The sequence below is a fragment of the Demequina sp. NBRC 110057 genome (assembly GCF_002090175.1).
Taxonomy (GTDB): Bacteria; Actinomycetota; Actinomycetes; order Actinomycetales; family Demequinaceae; genus Demequina.
This window is the reverse complement of sequence record NZ_BBRN01000003.1, coordinates 153,544-175,336: the sequence shown is the minus strand read 5'-3', so window position 1 is coordinate 175,336 and position 21,793 is coordinate 153,544. Positions and strand designations below refer to the sequence as shown.

At 70.9% G+C, this 21,793-nt stretch carries 24 protein-coding genes; 16 read left to right on the top strand and 8 right to left on the bottom strand.

The window, feature by feature from the left end; all coding sequences use genetic code 11:
* Positions 1 to 43 precede the first annotated feature (43 nt).
* The 15 genes from B7K26_RS00815 to B7K26_RS00745 all read left to right on the top strand — a co-directional run bounded on the left by B7K26_RS00815 (position 44) and on the right by B7K26_RS00745 (position 16,671).
* Positions 44 to 919, top strand: a complete 876-nt coding sequence (locus B7K26_RS00815) for a glutamate ABC transporter substrate-binding protein (RefSeq protein WP_084076797.1) — start codon at positions 44 to 46, stop codon at positions 917 to 919.
* Positions 920 to 984: 65 nt separating this feature from the next.
* Positions 985 to 1,638 carry an amino acid ABC transporter permease gene (locus B7K26_RS00810; RefSeq protein WP_084076796.1) on the top strand — a complete coding sequence of 218 codons (654 nt, stop codon included), beginning with the start codon at positions 985 to 987 and terminating at the stop codon, positions 1,636 to 1,638.
* Positions 1,635 to 2,555, top strand: a complete 921-nt coding sequence (locus B7K26_RS00805) for an amino acid ABC transporter permease (protein ID WP_084076795.1) — start codon at positions 1,635 to 1,637, stop codon at positions 2,553 to 2,555. The genes B7K26_RS00810 and B7K26_RS00805 overlap by 4 nt, the downstream gene beginning before the upstream one ends.
* 127 nt (positions 2,556 to 2,682) lie before the next feature.
* A complete protein-coding gene (locus tag B7K26_RS00800) occupies positions 2,683 to 3,513 on the top strand; it encodes a glutamate ABC transporter substrate-binding protein (protein ID WP_234998646.1) in 831 nt (276 codons plus the stop codon).
* Positions 3,514 to 3,634: 121 nt separating this feature from the next.
* Complete coding sequence (locus tag B7K26_RS00795) at positions 3,635 to 4,711, top strand: alcohol dehydrogenase catalytic domain-containing protein (protein ID WP_084076793.1); 1,077 nt, start codon at positions 3,635 to 3,637, stop codon at positions 4,709 to 4,711.
* Between the two features lie 174 nt (positions 4,712 to 4,885).
* Positions 4,886 to 5,155 (top strand): 30S ribosomal protein S15, encoded by a 270-nt coding sequence (gene rpsO, locus B7K26_RS00790; RefSeq protein ID WP_084076792.1) that lies wholly within the window; start codon positions 4,886 to 4,888, stop codon positions 5,153 to 5,155.
* 308 nt (positions 5,156 to 5,463) lie between these two features.
* Positions 5,464 to 7,674 (top strand): polyribonucleotide nucleotidyltransferase, encoded by a 2,211-nt coding sequence (locus tag B7K26_RS00785; RefSeq protein ID WP_084076791.1) that lies wholly within the window; start codon positions 5,464 to 5,466, stop codon positions 7,672 to 7,674.
* 175 nt (positions 7,675 to 7,849) lie between these two features.
* Positions 7,850 to 9,169: a pitrilysin family protein gene (locus tag B7K26_RS00780; RefSeq protein ID WP_084076790.1), complete on the top strand. Its 1,320-nt coding sequence runs from the start codon at positions 7,850 to 7,852 to the stop codon at positions 9,167 to 9,169.
* A 107-nt stretch (positions 9,170 to 9,276) separates the two neighbouring features.
* Positions 9,277 to 10,530, top strand: a complete 1,254-nt coding sequence (locus tag B7K26_RS00775) for an efflux RND transporter periplasmic adaptor subunit (protein WP_084076789.1) — start codon at positions 9,277 to 9,279, stop codon at positions 10,528 to 10,530.
* Positions 10,531 to 10,558: 28 nt separating this feature from the next.
* Positions 10,559 to 11,284 (top strand): ABC transporter ATP-binding protein, encoded by a 726-nt coding sequence (locus B7K26_RS00770; RefSeq protein ID WP_084076788.1) that lies wholly within the window; start codon positions 10,559 to 10,561, stop codon positions 11,282 to 11,284.
* On the top strand, positions 11,281 to 12,513 hold the full coding sequence (locus B7K26_RS00765; protein WP_234998645.1) for an ABC transporter permease: 1,233 nt from the start codon (positions 11,281 to 11,283) through the stop codon (positions 12,511 to 12,513). Before B7K26_RS00770 ends, B7K26_RS00765 begins: the two co-directional genes overlap by 4 nt.
* A 26-nt stretch (positions 12,514 to 12,539) precedes the next feature.
* Complete coding sequence (locus B7K26_RS00760; protein WP_084076786.1) at positions 12,540 to 13,454, top strand: hypothetical protein; 915 nt, start codon at positions 12,540 to 12,542, stop codon at positions 13,452 to 13,454.
* Positions 13,454 to 15,427: a biotin/lipoyl-binding protein gene (locus tag B7K26_RS00755; RefSeq protein ID WP_084076785.1), complete on the top strand. Its 1,974-nt coding sequence runs from the start codon at positions 13,454 to 13,456 to the stop codon at positions 15,425 to 15,427. Before B7K26_RS00760 ends, B7K26_RS00755 begins: the two co-directional genes overlap by 1 nt.
* A 41-nt stretch (positions 15,428 to 15,468) precedes the next feature.
* Positions 15,469 to 16,212, top strand: a complete 744-nt coding sequence (dapB, locus tag B7K26_RS00750; protein WP_084076784.1) for a 4-hydroxy-tetrahydrodipicolinate reductase — start codon at positions 15,469 to 15,471, stop codon at positions 16,210 to 16,212.
* Positions 16,213 to 16,671, top strand: coding sequence for a hypothetical protein (locus B7K26_RS00745; RefSeq protein WP_084076783.1), 459 nt, complete (start codon positions 16,213 to 16,215; stop codon positions 16,669 to 16,671).
* Positions 16,672 to 16,675: 4 nt separating this feature from the next.
* On the opposite strand, the gene B7K26_RS00740 is transcribed toward B7K26_RS00745, so the two are convergent.
* From B7K26_RS00740 to B7K26_RS00705, 8 genes are all read right to left on the bottom strand, one after another.
* A complete protein-coding gene (locus tag B7K26_RS00740) occupies positions 16,676 to 17,167 on the bottom strand; it encodes a GNAT family N-acetyltransferase (protein WP_084076782.1) in 492 nt (163 codons plus the stop codon).
* A 30-nt stretch (positions 17,168 to 17,197) separates the two neighbouring features.
* Entirely contained in the window at positions 17,198 to 17,521 is a 324-nt protein-coding gene (locus B7K26_RS00735; RefSeq protein WP_084076781.1) for an AzlD domain-containing protein, read from the bottom strand.
* Positions 17,518 to 18,201, bottom strand: a complete 684-nt coding sequence (locus tag B7K26_RS00730) for an AzlC family ABC transporter permease (RefSeq protein WP_084076780.1) — start codon at positions 18,199 to 18,201, stop codon at positions 17,518 to 17,520. The genes B7K26_RS00735 and B7K26_RS00730 overlap by 4 nt, the downstream gene beginning before the upstream one ends.
* Positions 18,202 to 18,272: 71 nt before the next feature.
* Positions 18,273 to 18,872, bottom strand: coding sequence for a GNAT family N-acetyltransferase (locus B7K26_RS00725; RefSeq protein ID WP_084076779.1), 600 nt, complete (start codon positions 18,870 to 18,872; stop codon positions 18,273 to 18,275).
* Positions 18,869 to 19,399 carry a GNAT family N-acetyltransferase gene (locus tag B7K26_RS00720; protein ID WP_084076778.1) on the bottom strand — a complete coding sequence of 177 codons (531 nt, stop codon included), beginning with the start codon at positions 19,397 to 19,399 and terminating at the stop codon, positions 18,869 to 18,871. The genes B7K26_RS00725 and B7K26_RS00720 overlap by 4 nt, the downstream gene beginning before the upstream one ends.
* Positions 19,396 to 19,977 carry a GNAT family N-acetyltransferase gene (locus B7K26_RS00715; protein WP_084076777.1) on the bottom strand — a complete coding sequence of 194 codons (582 nt, stop codon included), beginning with the start codon at positions 19,975 to 19,977 and terminating at the stop codon, positions 19,396 to 19,398. Before B7K26_RS00715 ends, B7K26_RS00720 begins: the two co-directional genes overlap by 4 nt.
* Positions 19,978 to 19,985: 8 nt before the next feature.
* Positions 19,986 to 20,495: a dihydrofolate reductase gene (locus B7K26_RS00710; RefSeq protein ID WP_084076776.1), complete on the bottom strand. Its 510-nt coding sequence runs from the start codon at positions 20,493 to 20,495 to the stop codon at positions 19,986 to 19,988.
* The gene (locus B7K26_RS00705; protein ID WP_084076775.1) at positions 20,495 to 21,298 is read right to left on the bottom strand and encodes a thymidylate synthase; all 804 of its coding nucleotides are present in this window, start codon (positions 21,296 to 21,298) and stop codon (positions 20,495 to 20,497) included. Before B7K26_RS00705 ends, B7K26_RS00710 begins: the two co-directional genes overlap by 1 nt.
* Positions 21,299 to 21,403: 105 nt before the next feature.
* Here B7K26_RS00705 and B7K26_RS00700 point away from each other — a divergent pair, with 105 nt between their 5' ends.
* Complete coding sequence (locus B7K26_RS00700; RefSeq protein ID WP_084076774.1) at positions 21,404 to 21,745, top strand: cupin domain-containing protein; 342 nt, start codon at positions 21,404 to 21,406, stop codon at positions 21,743 to 21,745.
* The last annotated feature ends 48 nt before the right edge of the window (positions 21,746 to 21,793 follow it).

The following is a 21,793-nucleotide window of genomic DNA, read 5'->3' as shown; positions in this document are numbered from 1 at the left end:
CGCGACCCCGGGGTCCACCCCGGGGCAAGCAAGGGAGGAAAGCATGTTCACGAAGACCAAGATGGCGGCGCTCGGCGCCGCTGCGGCGATCGCGCTCAGCGCCTGCGCATCGGACGACTCGGACTCGGGCTCGTCCACGGGCGCGGAGGCGGGCGACTTCCCCGAGGGCTCGACCATGGCGGCGCTCGCCGAGGCCGGCGAGATCACCATCGGCACCAAGTTTGACCAGCCACTGTTCGGCCTGGTGGGCCCCGACGGAGCACCGGTCGGCTTCGACGTCGAGATCGGCAAGATGATCGCTGCCGAACTGGGCATCGACGAGGGAAACATCACCTGGACCGAGACAGTGTCCGCGAACCGCGAGCCGTACATCGAGGGCGGCCAGGTCGACATCGTCGTGGCGACGTACACGATCAACGACGAGCGCAAGGAGATCGTCTCCTTCGCCGGCCCGTACTACAACGCCGGCCAGGCGCTCATGGTGCTGAGCGACAACGAGGACATCACCGGCCCCGACGACCTCGCCGGCAAGGTTGTGTGCTCCGTCGAGGGCTCGACCCCCGCCGCGAACATCGCCGACAACTACCCGGACGCCGAGCTCAAGCTGTTCGGCGCCTACACCGACTGCCTCGAGCCGCTGCGCAACGGCCAGGTTGACGTCGTCACCACGGACAACGTCATCCTCGCCGGCTACGTCGACGACTCGGACGGCGACTTCAAGATCGCGGGAGACCCCTTCACCGAGGAGCCCTACGGCATCGGCCTCGCGCACGACGACGACGAGTTCCGCGACTGGATCAACGACGTCCTCGAGGCCTCCTTCGAGGACGGCCGCTGGATGGACGCGTGGAACGAGACCGCCGGCACCGTGCTCCCCGAGCCCGAGCTGCCGACCGTCGACCGCTACGAGAACAGCTAACACCCGTCACCGTGGTGCGTCCCGGCGCCTGAGCGCCGGGACGCACCCCACACAGGAAGAGGGCCATGGGCGCGCTCATCGACAACGCCGACCTGGTGCTGCAGGGGTTTGGGGCCACGCTGTGGGTCTCGCTCGCCTCCGGCGTCCTCGCCTTCGTGTGGGGAGTCACGCTCGCCGCGTTCAGGGTGTCGCCCGTGGGGCCGCTGAGGACCTTCGCCAGCGGGTACGTCAACGTGGTGCGCAACACGCCGCTGACACTGCTGTTCGTGTTCCTCGTCGCGGCGGCGCCGTCGCTCCTTGGCCTCAAGGTGCCGCTCGGCATGCCGATGGCCATCCTCGCCCTCACGCTGTACACCGCGACCTTCGTCTGTGAGGCGATCCGCTCCGGCATCAACTCCGTGGGCGTGGGTCAGGCCGAGGCCGCGAGGAGCGTGGGCCTCACGTTCATCCAGACGCTCACCCAGGTGGTGCTTCCCCAAGCCTTCCGCTCGGTGCTGCCGCCGATGATCAACGTCTACATCGCGCACATCAAGAACAGCTCGGTCGCCGCGGCGTTCGCGGTGACCGACCTCGTGGCGGTGGCGAACCGCCTCTCGTACGGCAACCCCGCCGACGTGGTCGGCATCTTTGCCGGCGTCGGCCTGTGCTATCTCGTGATCACGGTGCCGCTGTCCGTCACGGCCGAACGACTCGAGTCGAGGGTGGCGGTGGCCCGATGAGCGACACGCAGCAGGTTCTCTACGACGTCCCCGGGCCCAAGGCGATCCGCCGGGACAAGACGCTCAACGTCGTTTTCACCCTCGTCGTGCTCGGGCTCATCGCGTGGCTCGTCCAGGCGGCATGGAGCCGCGGCGTGCTCGACGACCGCTGGCAGGTGCTCCTCGCCGGCGACAAGGGCTTTAGCGGGTGGGACGTGTGGCGCCGCCTGCTGTGGGACGGCCTCGTGCTGGGAACCCTCAAGGCGGTCGTCATCGCCGTGCCCATCGTCGCCGTGTGCGCGCTGGTGCTCACCGTCGCGCGTCAGGCCCCCATGCGGCTAGTGCGCTGGACCGCGTACGGCTTCACCCACGTCTTCCGCGGCATCCCCGTGCTGCTGCTCATGTACTTCGGCGTGATCGCGCTCGACCTGTCGCTGCTGCCGTCCGTGGTGCTCGGCCTCGTGGTCTACAACACGGCGGTCGTGGCCGAGATCCTGCGCGCCGGCATCGCCGCGCTTCCCAAGGGCCAGAAGGAGGCGGGGCTCAGCATCGGCCTGTCGCCGCTGGCCACCATGCTGCGCATCCAGTTGCCGCAGGCCGTGAGGATCATGCTGCCGGCGCTCATCAGCCAGATCGTCGTGCTGTTGAAGGACACGTCGCTGGGCTTCATCATCGGATACGTCGAGCTCCTCGCGGTCACGAAGAACCTCTACAACTTCTTCGGCAGCGCGTCGACGGCGCCGCTCATCCTCGCGTCCGCCGCGATCTACATCTCCGTGAACATGCTCGTGGCGCGTCTCGCGACCTGGCTCGAGGGGCGCATGCGTCGCTCGAGTCACGTCGCGCGGCCCGCCGACGGCGGAGACGTCGCGGCCCCGGAGACGGCCGCGCGCGCCGCCTATGGCGCCGGCGGGGGAGCGGGCGCGGCGGGCGCGTAGGGCTCACCAGGGGCGCAGCGTCTTCCCGACCGCGGGTCAGTCGAACCCTTTCGCATTCTTGGGGACGACGTGTACCCTCGGGCGGCAGAGGGGACGGATGATGGCGCTGAGAACTTCTAGGGGTCGCATGGTGGCGGCCACGACGACCGCGATGGCGGCCGCCGCGATGGCGGCGTGCGCGCCCGGCGGGCTGCCCGCCGGGTCGACGATGCAGAGGCTTGCCGACGCCGGCGAGGTGACCATCGGCATCAAATACGACCAGCCGCTGTTCGGCGAGATGGGCACCGACGGCTCGCCCGAGGGCTTCGACGTCGAGGTGGGGCGGCTCATCGCCGCCGAGCTCGGGATCGACGAGGACGGCATCACCTGGGTCGAGGCCCCCTCGGGTCAGCGCGAGGACCTCTTGTCCACCGGAGCCGTCGACATGGTCATCGCGACCTACACGATCTCCGACGACCGCAAGGAGCGGGTGGGCTTCGCCGGCCCCTACTACGTAGCCGGCCAGTCGCTCATGACGCGCACCTCCGACGCCGAGATCTCCTCGGCGCTCGACCTCGAGGGCAAGAAGGTCTGTTCGGTCGAGGGCTCGACGGCGGCGAGCACCATCTCGCGCGTGGCGCCCGACGCGGAGCTCGTGGTCTTCGACGACTACTCCGACTGCATCGAGCCGCTGCGGACGGGGCAGGTGGACGTGGTCACCACGGACGACGTCATCCTCGCCGGATACGCGGCCGATGCCGAGGGTCAGTTCAAGATCGTGGGCGGCTCGTTCACCGCGGAGCCTTACGGCGTGGGCGTGGCGCTCGAGGACGACGACTTCCGCCTGTGGATCGACGACGTCCTCGCGGAGGCCATGGAGGACGGACGCTGGCTCGACGCGTGGGACGACACCGCGGGGACCATCCTCCCGTCGCCCCAGGTGCCGCACCTCGACCGGTACGAGCGCACGGGCGACTGACACCCGCACGTCACCTCCACACGGGCGTGAGTAACGCCGCGGTGAACGTTCGCTAAACATCGCACGGACGGCGGCCCCGCGCGCTTGTGCGCACCGCAGGCGGCGCGAGAGGGTCGCGCTCGTGCCGACCCTGACCACCCCGACCGTGCCCGCCCGGGTGGCCCTGTGGGAGGGCGCGCCAGGCATCGGCCTCACCTCCGTCGCGTGCCCGGCGCCCGCACCAGGGCAGGTGCTGGTGCGGGTGAGCGTCGCCACCGTGTGCGGTTGCGTGCGCGACGCCGTGCGGGAGCGCCGCCTGGGATCGTGGCCCACCGTGCTGGGGCACGAGGGAGTGGGAGTCGTCGAGGCCGTCGGTAGGGGAGCGGAGGCCCTCACCGTTGACGGCGTCTCGCTCGCCCCCGGCATGCGCGTCGTGTGGGGGCGGGACGTGGGCTGCGGGGCGTGTGCCGCGTGTACCGCCGGCCTCGCTGGCGCGTGCGCCACGCCCCGCGAGCTCGGTCGCCAGCCCATGACCGATGCGTGGGCGCTCTCCGGCAGCCTCGCCACGCACCTCATGCTTCCCGCGGGCGCGGCCCTCGCCCTGGTGCCCTCCGGCGTGCCCGATGCCGTGGCCGCGCCGGCGGGCTGCGCCCTCGCGGTGGCGGCGGCAGCGGTGGAACGCGCCGGCTCGGTCGCCGGCAGGCGCGTGGTGGTCCTCGGCGCGGGGATGATCGGCCTCGCCGCGCTCGCTATGGCGGTGGAGGCCGGGGCGGCGTCGGCGACGGCCGTGGACCCCCGCGGCAAGCGTCGCCGGCGTGCCCTCGCCTTCGGGGCGGACGCCGCGCTCGACGTCGACGCGCGCGTGCCGGCGTGCGACGTGGTGATCGACGCCGCCGGGGGAGCGGACACCTTCGTGAGGGTCACGGACTCCCTCGCCGGAGGGGGTGTGGCGGTGGTCGCCGGCGCCCGCTCCCAGGTCCCCGACGCCGTCGTGGACGTCGAGCGCCTGAGCAGGGAGGGGCTCGCGCTCCTGGGGCTGGGCCGCCCCGCGCCTCGACACCTGGCCGATGCGGTGGCCTTCCTCGCGGCCACGCACGCGATGCGCCCGTGGGCGCAGATCGTCTCCGAGCCGCGCGGGCTCGACGCCGTCGTCGAGGCCGTGGCACACTCGGGCGGGTCCATCGCCCGCGTGGCGATCGCGCCCGCCCTGCGCCGCTGACGCCGCCGCCGCGCGGCCGAGCCGGCCCCGGCATCGGCCGTCGGAGGTCGCGTAGCGCGCGAGGCTCCTGCGCGTGTATGATTGACCGTCGCCGTGAAACGGCCGCGGAACCTAGTGCCCCCGGAGAACAAGCCCGGGAGCTCCGCGCAACAAGACGAAGAAGGAGAGTGCGCCGTGCCTCTTGACGCAGCCACCAAGAAGTCCATCATGACCGAGTACGCCACCGTCGAGGGTGACACCGGTTCGCCCGAGGTCCAGGTCGCGCTCCTCACGCAGCGCATCACCGACCTCACCGAGCACCTCAAGGAGCACAAGCACGACCACCACTCGCGTCGTGGCCTCCTCCTGCTCGTCGGTAAGCGCCGCAACCTGCTCAACTACCTCTCGCGCGTCGACATCGAGCGTTACCGCTCGCTGATTGAGCGCCTGGGCCTGCGCCGCTAAGACGCACCCGGTCGCGCTCGGCCCGGTCGCTCCCTCCTCACGGAGGTCGAGCGGCCGGGTCTTTCGCATGTCAGAGGGGGTCCCGCCGGGGCTCCCTGCTAGCATGGACACGGCCCTCCGCCCCGCGGCGGGCCCAACTGCATACACCTGGCAGGCCGGCTGACGCTGATCCTCGGTGGAGATGGGCAGATTCACCACGCTGCGAGCGCGTGGTCACGACTCTGAGCATGTCGACTGACGATCAGTGAGGCATACGGGCCTCTTCAGTTCGCTGTGGCCTGCCACGATCAGAAACGGAGCACCCTTCCATGGAAGGTCCCGAGATCAAGGCCGCGGAAGCGGTCATCGACAATGGCAAGTTCGGTACCCGTACCGTCCGCTTCGAGACGGGCCGCCTCGCGCAGCAGGCCGCCGGTACCGTCGCCGCTTACCTCGACAACGACACCATGCTGCTGTCGGCCACCACGGCCGGCAAGCACCCCCGCGACGGCTTCGACTTCTTCCCCCTGACGGTGGACGTCGAGGAGCGCTCGTACGCGGCCGGCAAGATCCCCGGCTCGTTCTTCCGTCGTGAGGGCCGCCCCTCGACCGACGCGATCCTCACCTGCCGCCTCATCGACCGCCCGCTGCGCCCCACCTTCGTGTCGGGTCTGCGCAACGAGGTCCAGGTCGTCGTGACGGTCCTCGCGATCAACCCCGACGACGCCTACGACACCCTCGCGATCAACGCCGCCTCGGCGTCGACGCAGCTGTCTGGCCTGCCCTTCACCGGCCCCGTCGCCGGTGTGCGCATCGCGCTCGTCGACGGCCAGTGGGTCGCCTTCCCGCGTTACTCCGAGAAGGAGCGCGCGGTGTTCGACATGGTCGTGGCCGGCCGCATCGCCGGTGACGACGTCGCCATCATGATGGTCGAGGCCGAGGCCACCGACGACGCCTTCCAGCTCGTCTCGGAGGGCGCCACCGCCCCCACCGAGCAGGTCGTGGCCGAGGGCCTCGAGGCCGCCAAGCCCTTCCTGCGTGCGCTGTGCGAGGCTCAGATCGAACTCGCCAACGCCGCCGCCAAGGAGACGCAGGAGTTCCCGCGCTTCCTCGACTACCAGGACGACGTCTTCGAGGCCGTGCAGGCCGCGACCGAGGCCGACCTCACCGAGGCCCTCCAGATCGCCGACAAGCAGACCCGCGAGAACCGCCTCGACGAGATCAAGGCCTCCGCCCTTGAGTCGCTCGGTGCCCAGTTCGAGGGCCGCGAGAAGGAGATCTCCGCCGCCGTCCGCTCCGTCACCAAGAAGACGGTGCGCCAGCGCATCCTCAAGGACGGCGTCCGCATCGACGGCCGTGGCCTGCGCGACATCCGTCCGCTGTCCGCCGAGGTGGGCCCCATCCCGCGCGTGCACGGCTCCGCGATCTTCGAGCGTGGCGAGACCCAGATCATGGGCATCACGACCCTGAACATGCTCAAGATGGAGCAGCAGATCGACTCCTTTAACCCGGAGACGAAGAAGCGCTACATGCACCACTACAACTTCCCGCCCTTCTCCACGGGCGAGACCGGTCGTGTGGGCTCCCCGAAGCGCCGCGAGATCGGCCACGGTGCCCTCGCCGAGCGCGCCCTCGTCCCCGTCCTGCCGTCGCGTGAGGACTTCCCCTACGCGATCCGCCAGGTCTCCGAGGCGCTGGGCTCGAACGGCTCGACCTCGATGGGTTCCGTGTGCGCCTCGACGCTCGCGCTGCTCAACGCGGGTGTGCCGCTGAAGGCCCCCGTCGCCGGTATCGCCATGGGCCTCGTGTCCGACACCGTCGACGGTGAGACCCGGTACGCGGCGCTGACCGACATCCTTGGCGCCGAGGACGCGTTCGGCGACATGGACTTCAAGGTCGCCGGTACCTCCGAGTTCGTCACCGCGATCCAGCTCGACACCAAGCTCGACGGCATCCCCGCCTCGGTGCTCGCCGGCGCGCTTGACCAGGCCAAGGAGGCACGCCTCCACATCCTCGACGTCATGGCCGGTGCGATCACCGAGCCCGACGAGATGAGCCCCCACGCGCCGCGCATCATCACGGTGCGCGTGCCGGTCGACAAGATCGGTGAGGTCATTGGCCCCAAGGGCAAGATGATCAACCAGATCCAGGACGACACGGGCGCCGACATCTCGATCGAGGACGACGGCACCGTGTTCATCGGTGCGGTGGACGGCCCCTCGGCCGAGGCCGCGCGTGCCGCGATCAACGCGATCGCCAACCCGCACGTCCCCGAGGTCGGCGAGCGCTTCGTCGGCACCGTCGTCAAGACGGTCGCCTTCGGCGCCTTCGTCTCGCTGTCGCCGGGCAAGGACGGTCTGCTGCACATCTCGCAGATCCGCAAGCTCGTGGGTGGCAAGCGCGTCGAGAACGTCGAGGACGTCCTGTCCATCGGCCAGAAGATCCAGGTCGAGATCACTGAGGTCGACCCGCGCGGCAAGCTGTCGCTCGGCGTCGTCGAGGAGAAGTCGGACGAGGCCTCCGAGGAGGCCGGCGAGTAATCGCCCGCTCCACACGACATCCGCGAGGGCGGTCCCGGGTTTCCGGGGCCGCCCTCGCGGCATGTCCGGCGGGCCTTGCGGTCATCGATGAGATCGCCAGCGCCGACGGTCGTGAGAGGCGGCCCGTGCGGTCATATGGCGAGACGACCGCACCGGCCCGGTTAGGCTCACCGGTATGCCTCACGCCCTCCCGCTCGTCCCCTCGCAGTCCATCGGAAGTCACCTCACGGTCGAGCAGGACGCGGGAGCGGTCATTCGCCGCTCGGTACTGCCGGGCGGGGTGCGGGTCCTCACCGAGCACATCCCCGGGATGCGGTCCGCGACCTTTGGCGCCTGGGTGGGCGTGGGAAGCCGCGACGAGACCCCCGAGCACGCCGGCTCCACGCACTTCCTCGAGCACCTGCTGTTCAAGGGCACCCCGCGGCGTACCGCGCAGGACATCGCCGTCGAGTTCGACCGCGTGGGTGGCGAGTCCAACGCGATGACGGGCAAGGAGTTCACCTGCTACTACGCGCGGGTCATCGACCGCGACTTGCCGACGGCCATCGACGTCATCCTCGACATGGTCACCTCGGCCTCCCTCACCGAGGCCGACTTCGAGATGGAGCGCGGCGTCATCCTCGAGGAACTCGCGATGAACGACGACGACCCCGGCGACGTCGCCCACGAGCGTTTCACGGAGGCAGTGCTCTCCGGCCACCCGCTGGGCCGGCCCATCGGAGGCACGCCCGAGATCATCCGTTCCGTGTCGCGCGACGCCGTGGCCGAGCACTACCGCCAGCACTACACGCCGGCCGGGCTGATCGTGTCCGCGGCGGGCAACGTCGACCACGACACCGTGTGCGCGATGGTCACGGAGGCGCTCACGCGCGGCGGCTGGGACCTCACCGGCGAGGTGGCGCCGGTGGGCCGCCGCGACCCGCTCGCCACGGTCGAGGCCACCCTCACGCCCGAGGTGCGGATCGCGCGCGACCTGGAGCAAGCGCACGTGCTGCTCGGCTCGCGCGGCTTCCGCGCCACCGACGAGCGCCGCTCCACCCTCGCGGTGATGAACGCGATCCTCGGCGGCGGCATGTCGTCGCGGCTGTTCCAGGAGATCCGCGAGAAGCGCGGCCTGTCCTACGCTGTCTACTCCTTCGGAGCCCCGAGCGCGGAGACCGGCATCTGGGGCATGTACGGGGCGTGCAACCCCGCGAACGCCGACGAGGTCGAGCGACTCCTGGGTGCCGAGCTTGAGCGCCTCACCGAGGGCATCACCGACGAGGAGCTCGAGCGCGCGCAGGGACAGATCGCCGGCACCACCGTGCTGCGGCTCGAGGACTCCTACTCGCGCATGTCTCGCCTGGGCAAGGCCGAGCTGGTCTTCGGCGAGCTGTGGAGCATCGAGGAGTCGCTCGCGCAGGTGCGCGCGGTGACGGCCGATGCCGTGGTCGCCATGGCGGCCGAACTCGCCTCCCGCGAGCGCGTCTCGGTGCGTGTGGGCCCCGCCCGCTGACCCGTCTCGCACCAGGGGAGACGGAAGTCTCAGCCCGTTCCCAGCAATCTCCCAGGTTCCGTCCATAGCCTCATCGCGACAGCAGGTCACGATGGACAGGACGGACAATGCCCACACTCACTTTCAACCGGGCGCGTGTGCGCGCGTGGGGGATTCCCGCGGTGGCGCTCCTCGCGGGCGCTGGCCTCGGCATCGGCGCGATGGCCCTGTGGGGCCCCGACGAGGCCGCCACGCCCGAGGCGATGGGGATGGACGCCGCCGGTGGCGGCGGCCAGCAGACCGTCACCGTGGGTCTCGAGACGCTTGAGGAGACGGTCGATGCGACCGGCGCCCTCGCCGCGGTATCGAGCTCCGACCTGGCGTTCGAGGCCTCCGGCACCGTGACCAAGGTCAACGTCGAGGAGGGCGACACCGTCGAGAAGGGCGACGTGATCGCCGTCATCGACACGCTGCAGCTCACCGCGTCGCTGCGCGAGGCGGAGGCGAGCCTCGCGCAGGCGGAGGCCACGCTGTCAAACCTCGAGGACGAGGACGACGGTTCTGACTCGTCCGAGGCGCAGATTGAGGCCGCAAAGTCTCAGATCGACGTCCTACAGGAGAATGTGGACGACTCCGAGGACGCCATGTCCGACGCCAATCTCACGGCCGACATCTCCGGCCTCGTGACGAGCCAGCCCTACGAGGTCGGCGACGTCGTGTCGGGCGGCTCCTCAAGCGGTTCCGCGTCCGACGCGGGCGCGAGCGCGATGGGTGGTTCCACGACCACCGCCGCCACCGATACCAGCGGGGTGACCATCGTCGGTCAGGACGAGTGGACCGTGTCGGTGAGCCTCACCGAGGCCGAGGTTGCGGAGGTCGAGGAGGGTGACCAGGTCACCTTCACCTCCGAGGACCTCGAGGACGAGTTCTACGGCATCGTGACCGACATCGCGAACCTGCCCACGACCACCGGCGGCTCCGCGACCTACGCGGTCGAGCTGACCGTGACCGGGACCGTCGACGGGCTCTACGAGGGAACGTCGGTCGACGCGAGCATCGTCACCCTGCGGGAGACCGACGCGCTCGCCATCCCCACCAACGCGATCACCACGACCGACGGCGTGTCGACAGTGACGGTGGTGGGTGACGACGGCACCACCGAGGAGCGCGAGGTGACGACCGGCGACAGCATCGGCTCGTACACCAAGATCACCGACGGCCTGAGCGAGGGCGAGCAGCTCCAGGTGACAGTGATGGCGTCGTCCGGCGCCGGGGATTCCGAGGACATGATGGAGCAGTTCGGGGGCGAGTTCCCTGGTGGCGGCGAACTTCCGGACGGCATGTCGTTCCCGGGCGGCGGGCAGATGCCCGGTGGTCAGTAAGCCCCTCGGACACGACAAGGACCGTCATATGACTCCCACCATCACCGCGGCGCTCGACCCCGATGCTCCCGTCATCGAGCTGACCGCCGCGCGCAAGACCTATCTCACCGGCGACATCGAGTTCGAGGCGCTGCGCGGCATCGACTGCCAGATCTATCCGGGCGAGTACGTCGCCATCGTGGGTCCCTCGGGCTCCGGCAAGTCGACCCTGATGAACATCCTGGGCTGCCTCGACGTCCTCACCTCCGGCAGTTACGTGCTCGCCGGCGAGGACGTGTCGCACATGAACGAGGACGCCCTGGCGTCCGCGCGTAACCGCCGCATCGGCTTCGTGTTCCAGCAGTTTCACCTGCTGCCGAGCCTGACCGCCGTCGGCAATGTCGAGCTGCCGCTCGTCTACGCAGGCGTGGCACCGGGGGAGCGCCGTGAGCGCGCCCTCGCCGCGCTCGACCGCGTGGGGCTCGCGGACAAGGCGCGCAACCACCCCGGTCAGCTGTCCGGAGGCCAGCAGCAGCGCGTGGCGATCGCGCGCGCCCTGGTGACCGAGCCGGCCATCGTGCTCGCCGACGAGCCCACGGGAAACCTTGACTCGCGCTCGACCGCCGATGTGCTCGGCATGCTCGACGACCTGCACGGTGAGGGCGCGACGATCGTGCTCATCACCCACGAGGGCGACGTCGCAGCGCGTGCCCAGACCGTCTACAACGTCACCGACGGCCAGTTCGTCGGCGAGGGAATGGGGATCGCCAAGTGAGAACCGCCGATCTCCTCAGTAGCTCGTGGAGTGCCATCCGCAGCCATAAGATGCGCTCGCTGCTGACGATGCTCGGCATCGTCGTCGGCATCGCGTCCGTGGTCCTCACGGTGGGCCTCGGGCTCGGTACCCAGAAGGACGTGTCCGACCAGATCGCGTCGCTCGGCTCCGACCTGCTGATCGTCTCGCCCGGCTCGTCCACCGACGACTCGGGAATGCGCGGCGGGTTCGGCAGCGCGGAGACGCTGACGCTCAGCGACGCCGATGCGCTCGCCTCCGACGTGGCGGTGCCCGATGCCGTGGGCGTGGCGGCCGAGAAGACCGCCGACCTCTCGCTCGAGTATGGCGAGAGCAACTGGACCACCACCGTGACGGGAACCTCCACGAGCTGGACCGATGTCCGTTCGCGTGAACTGATGTACGGAGACTTCTTCACGGAGGACGACGAGTCCTCGGCCGCCCACGTCATCGTGCTGGGCTCCGAGACGGCCACCGAGTTGTTCGGCTCGACCGCTGTCGTGGGTCAGGACGTGACGATCGACGGCGACACCTTCGAGATCGTCGGCGTGCTTGCCGAGGCCGGCTCGTCGGGCGACACGTCGCTCGATGACATCGCCGTGGTGCCCATGAACACGATGGTGGAGACCCTTGACGACTCGGGCAATAGCGAGTCGGTGCAGACCATCTACATCAAGGCCGCGTCCTCCGACGTGCTGAGCGCCGCCTCCCAGGAGGCCCAGACCCTGCTGCTCAACATGCACGGCATCAGCTCGGTCGACGACGCGGACTTCACCATCGATGTGCAGGATTCGCTGATCGACGCCGCCACCTCGGTGTACGAGCAGCTGACCATCCTCCTCACGGGCATCGCCGCGCTGGCACTGCTCGTCGGCGGCATCGGCGTGATGAACATCATGCTCGTGTCGGTGACGGAACGCACCCGCGAGATCGGCCTGCGCAAGGCGCTCGGCGCCGCCCCGGCGACCATCCGCAACCAGTTCCTCATCGAGGCCATGATCCTGGGCCTCAGCGGTGGCGCGATCGGCGTCATCATCGGCGTCGGCCTCGCCCTCGCGCTGCCAAGCGTGCTCGGCTCGACCATCGTCATCTCGGGCCTCGCACTCATCGTGTCCGTGGTGGTCGCGGTCGGCATCGGCGCCGTGTTCGGTGTCTATCCCGCCGCGCGCGCCGCCAAGCTCGCCCCCATTGACGCCCTTCGAGACCAGTAAACGTGCCCGACGAAAGGACCCCAGCTATGAACAAGACCCGTACCTCTCAGACCCTCGCGATGATCGGCCTCGGTGCCGTGCTCCTCGCCGGCTGCTCCGGCGGCGACAGCGACGCGGACGCGAGCGCCTCGGCCGGTGCGGAGACGGCCACCTCCGCGGTGCCCGAGGCAAGCGGCCAGCCGCAGGCGGGCGGCCAGGGCGACTTCCAGCCGTCCGGCGTAAGCGGCGAGGTCGCCTACGTCTCCGACGGCACCGCCCAGGTGCAGGATGGCGACTCGCAGACCGCGGTGCGCTTCACCGACGACACCGAGGTCACGACCGAGGTCGAGATCGCGCTTGCGGACATCGAGGAGGGCCAGTGCGTGGTCGTCGTCCTGGGTGACGACGACACCGCGACCTCCGTGTCCGTCTCCGACGCCGACGACGACGGCACGTGCGCCGCGGGCTTCGGCGGTGGCGGTGGCCAGATGCCCGAGGGCATGGAGATGCCGTCCGACGGCGAGGTGCCCTCCGATATGCCCACCGCGATGCCCGAGGGCATGGAAGCGCCCTCCGACGGCGAGATGCCCGAGCGTGAGATGCCCGAGGGCGGCTTCGGCGGATCCTTCGTGACCGGCGCCGTGACGGCGATCGGCGACGGCACCCTGAGCGTCGAGGACAGCGAGGGTGAGACCACCGACGTGACGCTCGCCGACGACGCGACCGTCACCGGCACCGAGGCGACCGACTCTGACGCGATCGAGGTTGGCATGTGCATGACCGCCCAGGGCGAGTCCGACTCGTCGGGCGGCTACGACGCGACCACGATCGCGCTGTCCGAGGCGACCGATGAGGGCTGCACGAGCGGCTTCGGGGGCATGCGCGGCGGCATGGGTGGCGGCATGGGCGGCCCCGGTGGCGCCGGCGACGAGCTCGACTCCCTCGACTCGGCGGGTGAGTGATGACCGAGACCACGACAGGGCGCCGCTGGGGCTGGCGCCTCGCGGTCGTCCCCGTCGCCGTGGTAGCGGTGGTGGGCGGCATCACGCTCACCGGTGCGTCGCAGTCCTCCGCGACGTACCGCACCGCGACCGCGTCGAAGGGTGACGTGACGCAGACCCTGACCACGACCGGTGCCATCGAGTCGGCCAGCCGCAGCGACCTTGGCTTCCAGGTCGACGGCACCGTGGACACCGTCGACGTCGTCGTCGGGGACTCCGTCGAGGCCGGCGATACGCTCGCCTCACTCGACCTTACCGACCTCGAGGACGCCGTCTCCGAGGCCAAGGAGGCGCTCAGCGAGGCGGAGGAGACCCTGGCCGACGACCTCGACGCGCAGAGCGACGACTCGTCCGACTCGGCGTCGGAGGTCTCCTCCTCGACGGGTGGCGAGGAGTCCACGGCCACCGTCATGACTGTCGCCTATGCGGTGGCCACCGCTGCGGGAACTGTCGTCCAGGCCGCCGACGACGCGACGTCGACCGACGCCGTGGAGGAGGCACGCCAGGCGCTTCTCGACGCGCAGCAGGCGCTCCTGGACCAGTACGACATCGCCCAGGCTGCCCTCGAGGCGGCCGACCAGGCCTCGGCGGACGCCCAGACCATCTGCGCCGACTTCACCTCGGCGAGCGGCGACGACACGACGGACGGCGGCGACGGCACCGACACCGGTGACGGCACCGAGACCGAGACCACCGACTCGACCCTGACGGACGCGCTCACCGCGTGCCAGGATGCCACCGATGCGGCCCTCACCGCCTCGCAGGAGTCCATCGCTGCGCAGGCCGAGCTGATGGACCTCGCCACGGCAGTGGACGACGCGGTGGCGGCGTACCAGCAGGCCCTCGAGGATGCCGCCGCGAGCGGCGACTCGGACGGCACCGATGAGGGTGATGACACCGGCACGGACGCGGGCGACGGCGACGCCGCCGGCGGCGACACCACGGCTCCCGGTGGCGACGCCGGCGCGCAGGGTGACGGCACCGAGGCAGGATCGGACGGCATGCAGCCCGAGGCGGGAGGCGATTCCCTCGAGGGAGACGCCTCCGGCATGGAGGGCATGACCCCCAGCGAGGGTGACGGAGGCGGCGACGCGTCGATGGACTCCTCGATGTCCGGCTCCGGTGGCGCCGCCATCGAGGAGTCCGTGCCGACGGCGGCCGACATCCTCGCGGACAAGGCCGAGATCACGGCGGCCGAGGCCGACCTCGCCGTCGCCCAGCAGCGGCTTGAGTACGCCGAGCTCACCGCGCCGGTCGCGGGCGAGATCGTCGCCGTGGGCTTCTCCGCGGGTGACGACGTGACGGCCGGGGACACTGCCGCCGTGATCACGCTGGTGGCCGACAACTCGTATGTGGTCAACCTGTCGGTGACCCTCACGGAGGCGCAGCTGCTTGAGGTCGGCCAGGATGCCGAACTGACCCTGACCAGCACCGGCGACGTGGTGGAGGGCTCCGTGTCGAGCGTCTCGAACGTCAACTCGGGCAACGCGTACCAGCAGTCGTATGCGGTGGCGGTGGCGGTGCCCGACCCCGGCATCGACATCCGCATCGGCGCCGCGACGAGGATGACCATCACCGTCGCGGCCTCGACCGATGTGCTGGTCGTGCCCACCTCGGCGATCAGCGACGCCGCCGGCGACGCCACCGTTCAGGTGGTCGGCGACGACGGCGCGGTCACGGAGACCCCCATCGTGACCGGCGCCATCGGCACCGAGTACACGGAGGTCGTCTCCGGCCTCGACAGCGGCGCCGACGTGGCGCTCGCGGACCTCACCCAGGAGCTCACGACCGACGAGGAGGAGTCCGAGTCGAGCGGCCTGCTGGGCGGCCTCGACTCCGAGTCGGAGGACTCGGATGAGTTTCAGATGCCCGAGGGCTTCACGCCGCCGAGCGGCGGGGGAGGCGACTTCCAGCCGCCCACGATGAACGGCTAGGCCCGTCATGAGGCCCCGGGGCGCCCGGTAGGCTCGTCGACATGATCAATGTCGCCGTGCTGGGCGCCTCGGGGCGCATGGGTTCCACCGTCGTCGAGGCCGTGACGGGGGCGGACGACATGCAGGTCGTGGCCCGTCTCGATGCGGCCGACGACGTGGTCGAGGCAGCCCGCGCCCAGGCCACGGTGGCCGTGGACTTCACCGTCCCCGAGGCCTCCGAGGCCAACGTCCACGCCCTCATCGACGCCGGCGTCCACGCCGTGGTCGGCACGTCCGGCTGGACCCAGGACGCCGTCGCGCGCGTCGAGGAACACCTGCGCGAGCGCCCCGAGATCGGCGTGCTCATCGCCCCCAACTTCGCACTCGGCGCGGTGCTGGCCATGCGCTTCGCTGCCGCAGCAGCTCCCTACTTCGAGTCGGTCGAGGTCGTCGAGATGCACCACCCCGACAAGCTCGACGCCCCGTCCGGAACCGCGCACCACACCGCGGCCGGCATCGCCGCGGCGCGGGCCGCCGCCGGCATCGGCCCCTCGCCGGACGCGACCCAGCACGACCCCGACGGCGCCCGCGGCGCGCTTGTCGAGGGCGTCCGTGTCCACGCTGTGCGCTTGCGCGGCCTCACCGCGCACGAGGAGGTGCTGCTGGGTAACCCCGGCGAGCAGTTCACGCTGCGTCACGACTCGTTCGACAGGACGTCCTTCATGCCCGGCGTCCTGCTCGGCATCCGCGAGATCGACCGCCACCCTGGCCTGACGGTGGGCCTCGACGGCTACATGAGCCTGTAGATGGGCATCTTCCGCCGCCCAGCGTTCCTCGCGGCCACCGCGATGACGGTGCTGCTGTGCCTGTACCTGGCGTTCGTCGCGCAGTACGCATTCGCCTTCCTCGGGGCCGATGCCTGGGCCGCCAAGGGGCTCGGGGTCGCCCTGCTGGTGTTGCCGGCGATCGGTGCCTGGTACGTGCTCGTCGAGTGGCGACTGGGCACCACGGTGCAGCGCATGGCGGACGAGCTGGAGGCCGAGGGCGGGCTGCCCCTGCACGATGGCGAGCGGCTTCCCAACGGCCAGCTGACGGAGGACGCCGCGCAGGCCATCTTCGACAACGCCCGGGCGCAGGCCGAACTCAACGCGGGGGACTGGCGCGCCTGGTTCACCGTCGCGTGGGCGTACGACGCCAACCGCGACCGCTCGATGGCGAGGCGATCGCTGCGCCACGCTGCGCAGCTGTACCGCGAGAGCCGCTAGGGCGTTACTGGCCGATCTCGGCGCGCCACATCAGCTCGGCCATCTCGCCGCCGGGGCCGTCCATGCCGCGGCGGATGCCGCCCTCGGCAAAGCCCGCGGACGTGAGGAAGGCCTCCCGCACGGTGTCGCCCTCGATGGCCCAGGTGCGCACGGGCGAGGTGCCGAGGATGCGCAACGTGTCGACGCACGCGGCGAGCAGACGGGAGCCGTGCCCGTAGCGGCGGTGCTCGGGCGCCACCTCGAGCGCGATGATCTCGCCCTGCGCGAGAGCGGCGAAGCCCACCACGTGGGGGCCGTCGGTCGCGACGAACATGCGGTGCTCGCGCGACGGCGGCGCCTCGATGGCCGAGCCCCACTGCGCGACGATCTGGTCGCGCGGGAGGTCGGCCACGGCATCGGCTCCCAGAGTGGTGCGCCAGGCCGCGAGCTGGATGTCCGCGATCGCCTCCTCGTCACCGGGGACGGCGGGGCGGGCGGAGACATCGGCGGTAGGCATGGGGACAAGCCTAGACGCGCCGCGCGCCGGTCATCCCCAGCCGAGCAGGCGTAGCCCCGCGGCGACGGCGGCCGCCGCGATGACCACCACGATGAAGGGCGCGCGGCGCCACAGCAGCACCGCGGCGACGGCGACCGCGGCGACGCGGGCGTCGACGACGATCGTGGAGCCGGAGGCGAGGGCCTGGGTGGCAAACAGGGCCGCCAAGAGTCCCACGGTCACGAATCCCGCGACGCGGTGCACGCGAGGGTTCTCTAGCCACGCCTCGGGCACCACGTGACCCGCGTACTTCGTGAGGAAGGCGAGCGCCGCCGCCGCGGCGACGGCGACCCAGGTCCATGCGTAGGGACTCACTCGGGCACCTCCTCGCCAGGCGCGCGCCAGCCGGCGGCGATCGCGACGGCGGCCGCGGCGAGGATGGGAAGCCCGGCCGGCAGCAGGGGAGTGAGGGCAAGCGCGACCACGGCCGATGCCGCCGCCACCGCCTGGGCGCGCCGGCTCGCCAGTCGCGGCCACAGCAGCCCGAGGAACGCGGCGGCCGCGGCGGCGTCGAGGCCCCAGTCGGCGGGGTCGCCGATCGCGGATCCCAGCAGCGCACCCACGAGTGTGATCGCGTTCCAGGCGAGGAACACCCCCACGCCTGTCCACCAGAAGGCTACGCGGCGGGCCGCGACGTCATCGGCAGGCTGGGCGAGGGCGACGGCTGTCGACTCGTCGATGGTGACCTGGGCGGCGGCGGCACGGGTGAGTGGGCGCATCGGCCTCATGAAGGGCGCGAGCGCGATCCCGTAGAAGCCGTTGCGGACGCCCAGCAGGGTCGACGTCGCGACGGCCGCCGCGCCGGAGCCGCCACCCGCGATGACGCCGATGAACGCGAACTGGGATCCACCCGAGAAGACCAGCAGGCTGAGCGCCATGGTCTGCCACACGTCGAGGCCGGCGGCCACCGACAGGGCGCCGAAGCTGAGGCCGTACGCCCCGGTCGCGAGCGACACCGACACGGCCTGCTGGCGGGCGGCGTCGAGGCGGGGCATGCCCGGCAGTGTGGCAGATGCCGCGCAGCCCGCGGGCCATCCAGCGCCCGGGGTCGCGCGCCGGCGTGCCGTCAGCGCACCGCCGGGCGCGGCCAGGAGGCGAGGGGCTCGCGGGTGAGGGTCGCGGCGTCGGCCACCCACTCGACGGCGGGAGCCATCTCGCCCGCGTCGAAGCACTCCTTGCCGCCAAGATCGCGCTGCGTGTAGCCGAGCCTGCGCGGGATCGCCGCGCTGCGGGCATTCGTGGGCGCGTGGCCGATGGTCACCACCTCGGCGCCGGCCACCTCGAGGGCGACGATCGTCAGGGCAGCGGCCGCCTCCGTCGCGAGCCCCGTGCCCTCGTGCGCGGCGTCGATCCAATACCCGATCTCGAGTCCGTCGGGGTCCGTCCGCACATGGAACCCCGTGCCGCCGACGAGCACTCCCTCGGCGTCAAACATCCCCATGGTGAACTCGGTCCCCGCCGCGGTCTTGGCGGCCTCGCCGGCGATCCACTCCCGGCGCTGCTCCACTGTCTGCGGCTCGAACCGCGTCCACTCCATGTACGGGCTCAGGTGGGCGAGGTTGCGAGGGATGACGTCGACGAGTTGCTCGGCATCGGCCGCCACGTACGGCCGCAGCACCAGGCGAGCGGTCTCGATGCGGGAGGGGACGTGCCAAGGAGGAGTCATGCGGCAAGTATCCACACGGACAAGGCGAGGCCGTCTCGGACGCGCTCGCCGTCGAATGTGAAACCACACCGAGCGGCCACCGCGGCGGAGCGACTGTTCTGGGGCGTACACCAGATCTCGACCCGCGCGGCCCCGGCCTCCAGCGCCTCACGTGACACCGCGGACACCGCCTCGGACACCAGGCCACCGCCCTCGTGTTCCGCGCCGATCCAGTAGCCGATCTCGAGCGCGTCGGGCCCCACCCGGGTGTGGAGGCTGACGCCGCCGATCATCTCGCCGCTCGCGCGCTCCTGGATGGCGAAACGAAAGTTCTCTCCGGCTGCGAAGCTGTTCGCGTAGTCCTCGAGCAGCGCACGACGCTCGTCGAGCGTGAGAGGCTCCCGCGCCGCCCACGGGATGAATGGGCGCAGGCGCCCCACGTTGGCGAGCACGAGCGCATGGAGAGCGGCGGCGTCCGACGGCTCGTAGGCGCGGATCGTGAGACGCGCGGTCTCGAGGCGCGGGGGGATCTGCCAGGCGGGACTCATCGAGCGATCCTACGGACGCGGCACGGGCCGTTCCAGGTGTGACCGGCGGCCCACAGCGCCATCGGCACTCCCGCGTGGGTGTCATGCGTCAGGCCCTCGTCGTGGAACCCCGCCCGCCGCGCCACGGCGATCGCGGAAGCATTGTCGGGAAGTGTGAGGATCTCGATGCGATTCGCCCGCGCGGAGCCCAACGCGACCTCGGTCAGGGCGACCACGACCTCGGTGGCAAGGCCCCGCCCGACGCTCCCGTGCGCGAGCCAGTAGCCGATCTCCCGCGTGCGCGGCGAGTTCGTGGGGTGCAGCCCGGCCGAGCCGATGACGCGGCCGGTCGCGGCGTCGGTGATCGCGAGAAATGTCCGGCCGCCCTGCTCGGCCCATGCAGCGCATTGGGCCAGCCACTGGGCGTGGTCGGCGCGGCTCAGGGGCTCGTGCGCCGCCCAGGGCATCCACCGGCGCAGGCGGTCGGCGTTGTCGACGATGAGCGCGTGGTAGTCATCGACGTCGCGATCGGGATCCCAGTGCCGCAGGACGAGGCGCTCGGTCTCGACGCGCACGGGAACGCGAAAGGGTGCCGTCATGGCGGCGATCAGCGCCGCGCGTACGTGAGGAAGCGGTGGCGGGGCCCGGTGGCGGAGTCGCGCCAGCCCGAGTCCTCGACCTGCTCCCACACGGCAGGGTCGACCGCGGGGGCAAACGTGTCGCCGTCCACCTCGAGGTCGATCTCGGTGACCTCGAGCCGGTCGACCGCCTCGAGCGCCGCGCCGTAGACGCGGCCGCCGCCGATCACCCACACCTCGCCGTTCGGCGTCAGGCGAGCCGCGGCCTCGAGGGCCGCCGCGAGCGAGCCCACCACAGCATCGGCCCCCGGCAGTGACGGGGCGGAGGTGACGACAACGTTGACGCGGCCGGGAAGCGGCCGGAACCGCTCGGGAAACGACTCCCACGTGCGCCTACCCATGACCACCGCGCCGCCGCGGGTGAGCGACGAGAAACGCTTGAGGTCCTCGGGAAGGTGCCAGGGCATGTCGCCGCCGGCGCCGATCACGGGGCGGCCGGAGCCGTCGCGGGCCTGCGCCCAGATCGCTGTGATCGCCATCAGACGGCGACCGGCGCCTTAATGCCGGGGTGGTGCTGGTAGCCCTCGATCACCACGTCGTCGATGTCGTAGTCGAACAGCGAGTCCTTCGCGGGAAGGCGCAGCGTCGGGTAGGGGTACGGCTCGCGACTCAACTGGAGCTCGACCTGCTCGAGGTGGTTGCCGTAGATATGGCAGTCGCCGCCGGTCCACACGAAGTCGCCCACCTCGAGCCCCGTCTGCGCGGCGATCATGTGGGTCAGCAGCGCGTACGACGCGACGTTGAACGGCACGCCAAGGAACAGGTCCGCGGAGCGCTGATAGAGCTGGCACGACAGCTTGCCGTCGGCCACGTAGAACTGGAACATCGCGTGGCACGGGGGCAGCGCCATCTCGTCCACGAGCGCCGGATTCCAGGCGGAGACGAGGTGGCGTCGGGAGTCGGGGTTGGTCCTGATCGACTCGATGACCTGCGCGATCTGGTCCACATGCGTGCCGTCCGGCGCCGGCCACGACCGCCACTGGTAGCCGTAGACCGGGCCCAGCTCGCCGTCGGCGTCGGCCCACTCGTCCCAGATAGAGATGCCGCGCTCCTGAAGCCAGCGCACGTTGGTGTCGCCGCGCAGGAACCACAGCAGCTCGCCCACCACGGACCTCACGTGCACGCGCTTGGTCGTGATGAGCGGGAAGCCCTGCGAGAGGTCGTAGCGCAGCTGGCGCCCGAACACGGACAGGGTCCCCGTTCCCGTGCGGTCGTCCTTGCGGGTGCCGGTGGCGAGCACGTCGCGCAGCAGGTCCTCGTACGGGGTGGGGATGGCGGCCATGGCGACAGGGTACGCCGGGCCGATGGTGGGGCCGGCTCACCGCGCAGGCTTTGCCCGGGTGCGGTTGACTGGCAGCACGGCACCGAGGCGCGAGGGAGAGTGGACATGTTCAAGGTGGTTGACCTCGAGACGCTCGTCGACGAGCAGTTGGCCTTGGCGTATGAGGCCTCCAGCGGCCGCCACTCGGTGACGCTCAAGGGCGACCACCACGAGGACCTGCGCCAGACCCTCATCGCGATCGCCGGCGGGAACGCGCTTCATGAACACGACAGCCCGGGCGAGGCGACGCTGCAGGTGCTGAGGGGCGAGATCACGTTCACCGTGGGGGAGGGGCAGATGGCCCTCGGCGCCGGCGACCTACTGGTCATCCCGCCCGCCCGCCACGGCGTCGAGGCGGTCACCGACTGCGCCCTGCTGCTCACCGTCGCCACCCGCGGCGAGCGCTGAGCGGCCCCCTGCATCGGCCGTCCACGGGCGCCGGACACGATAGGTTGG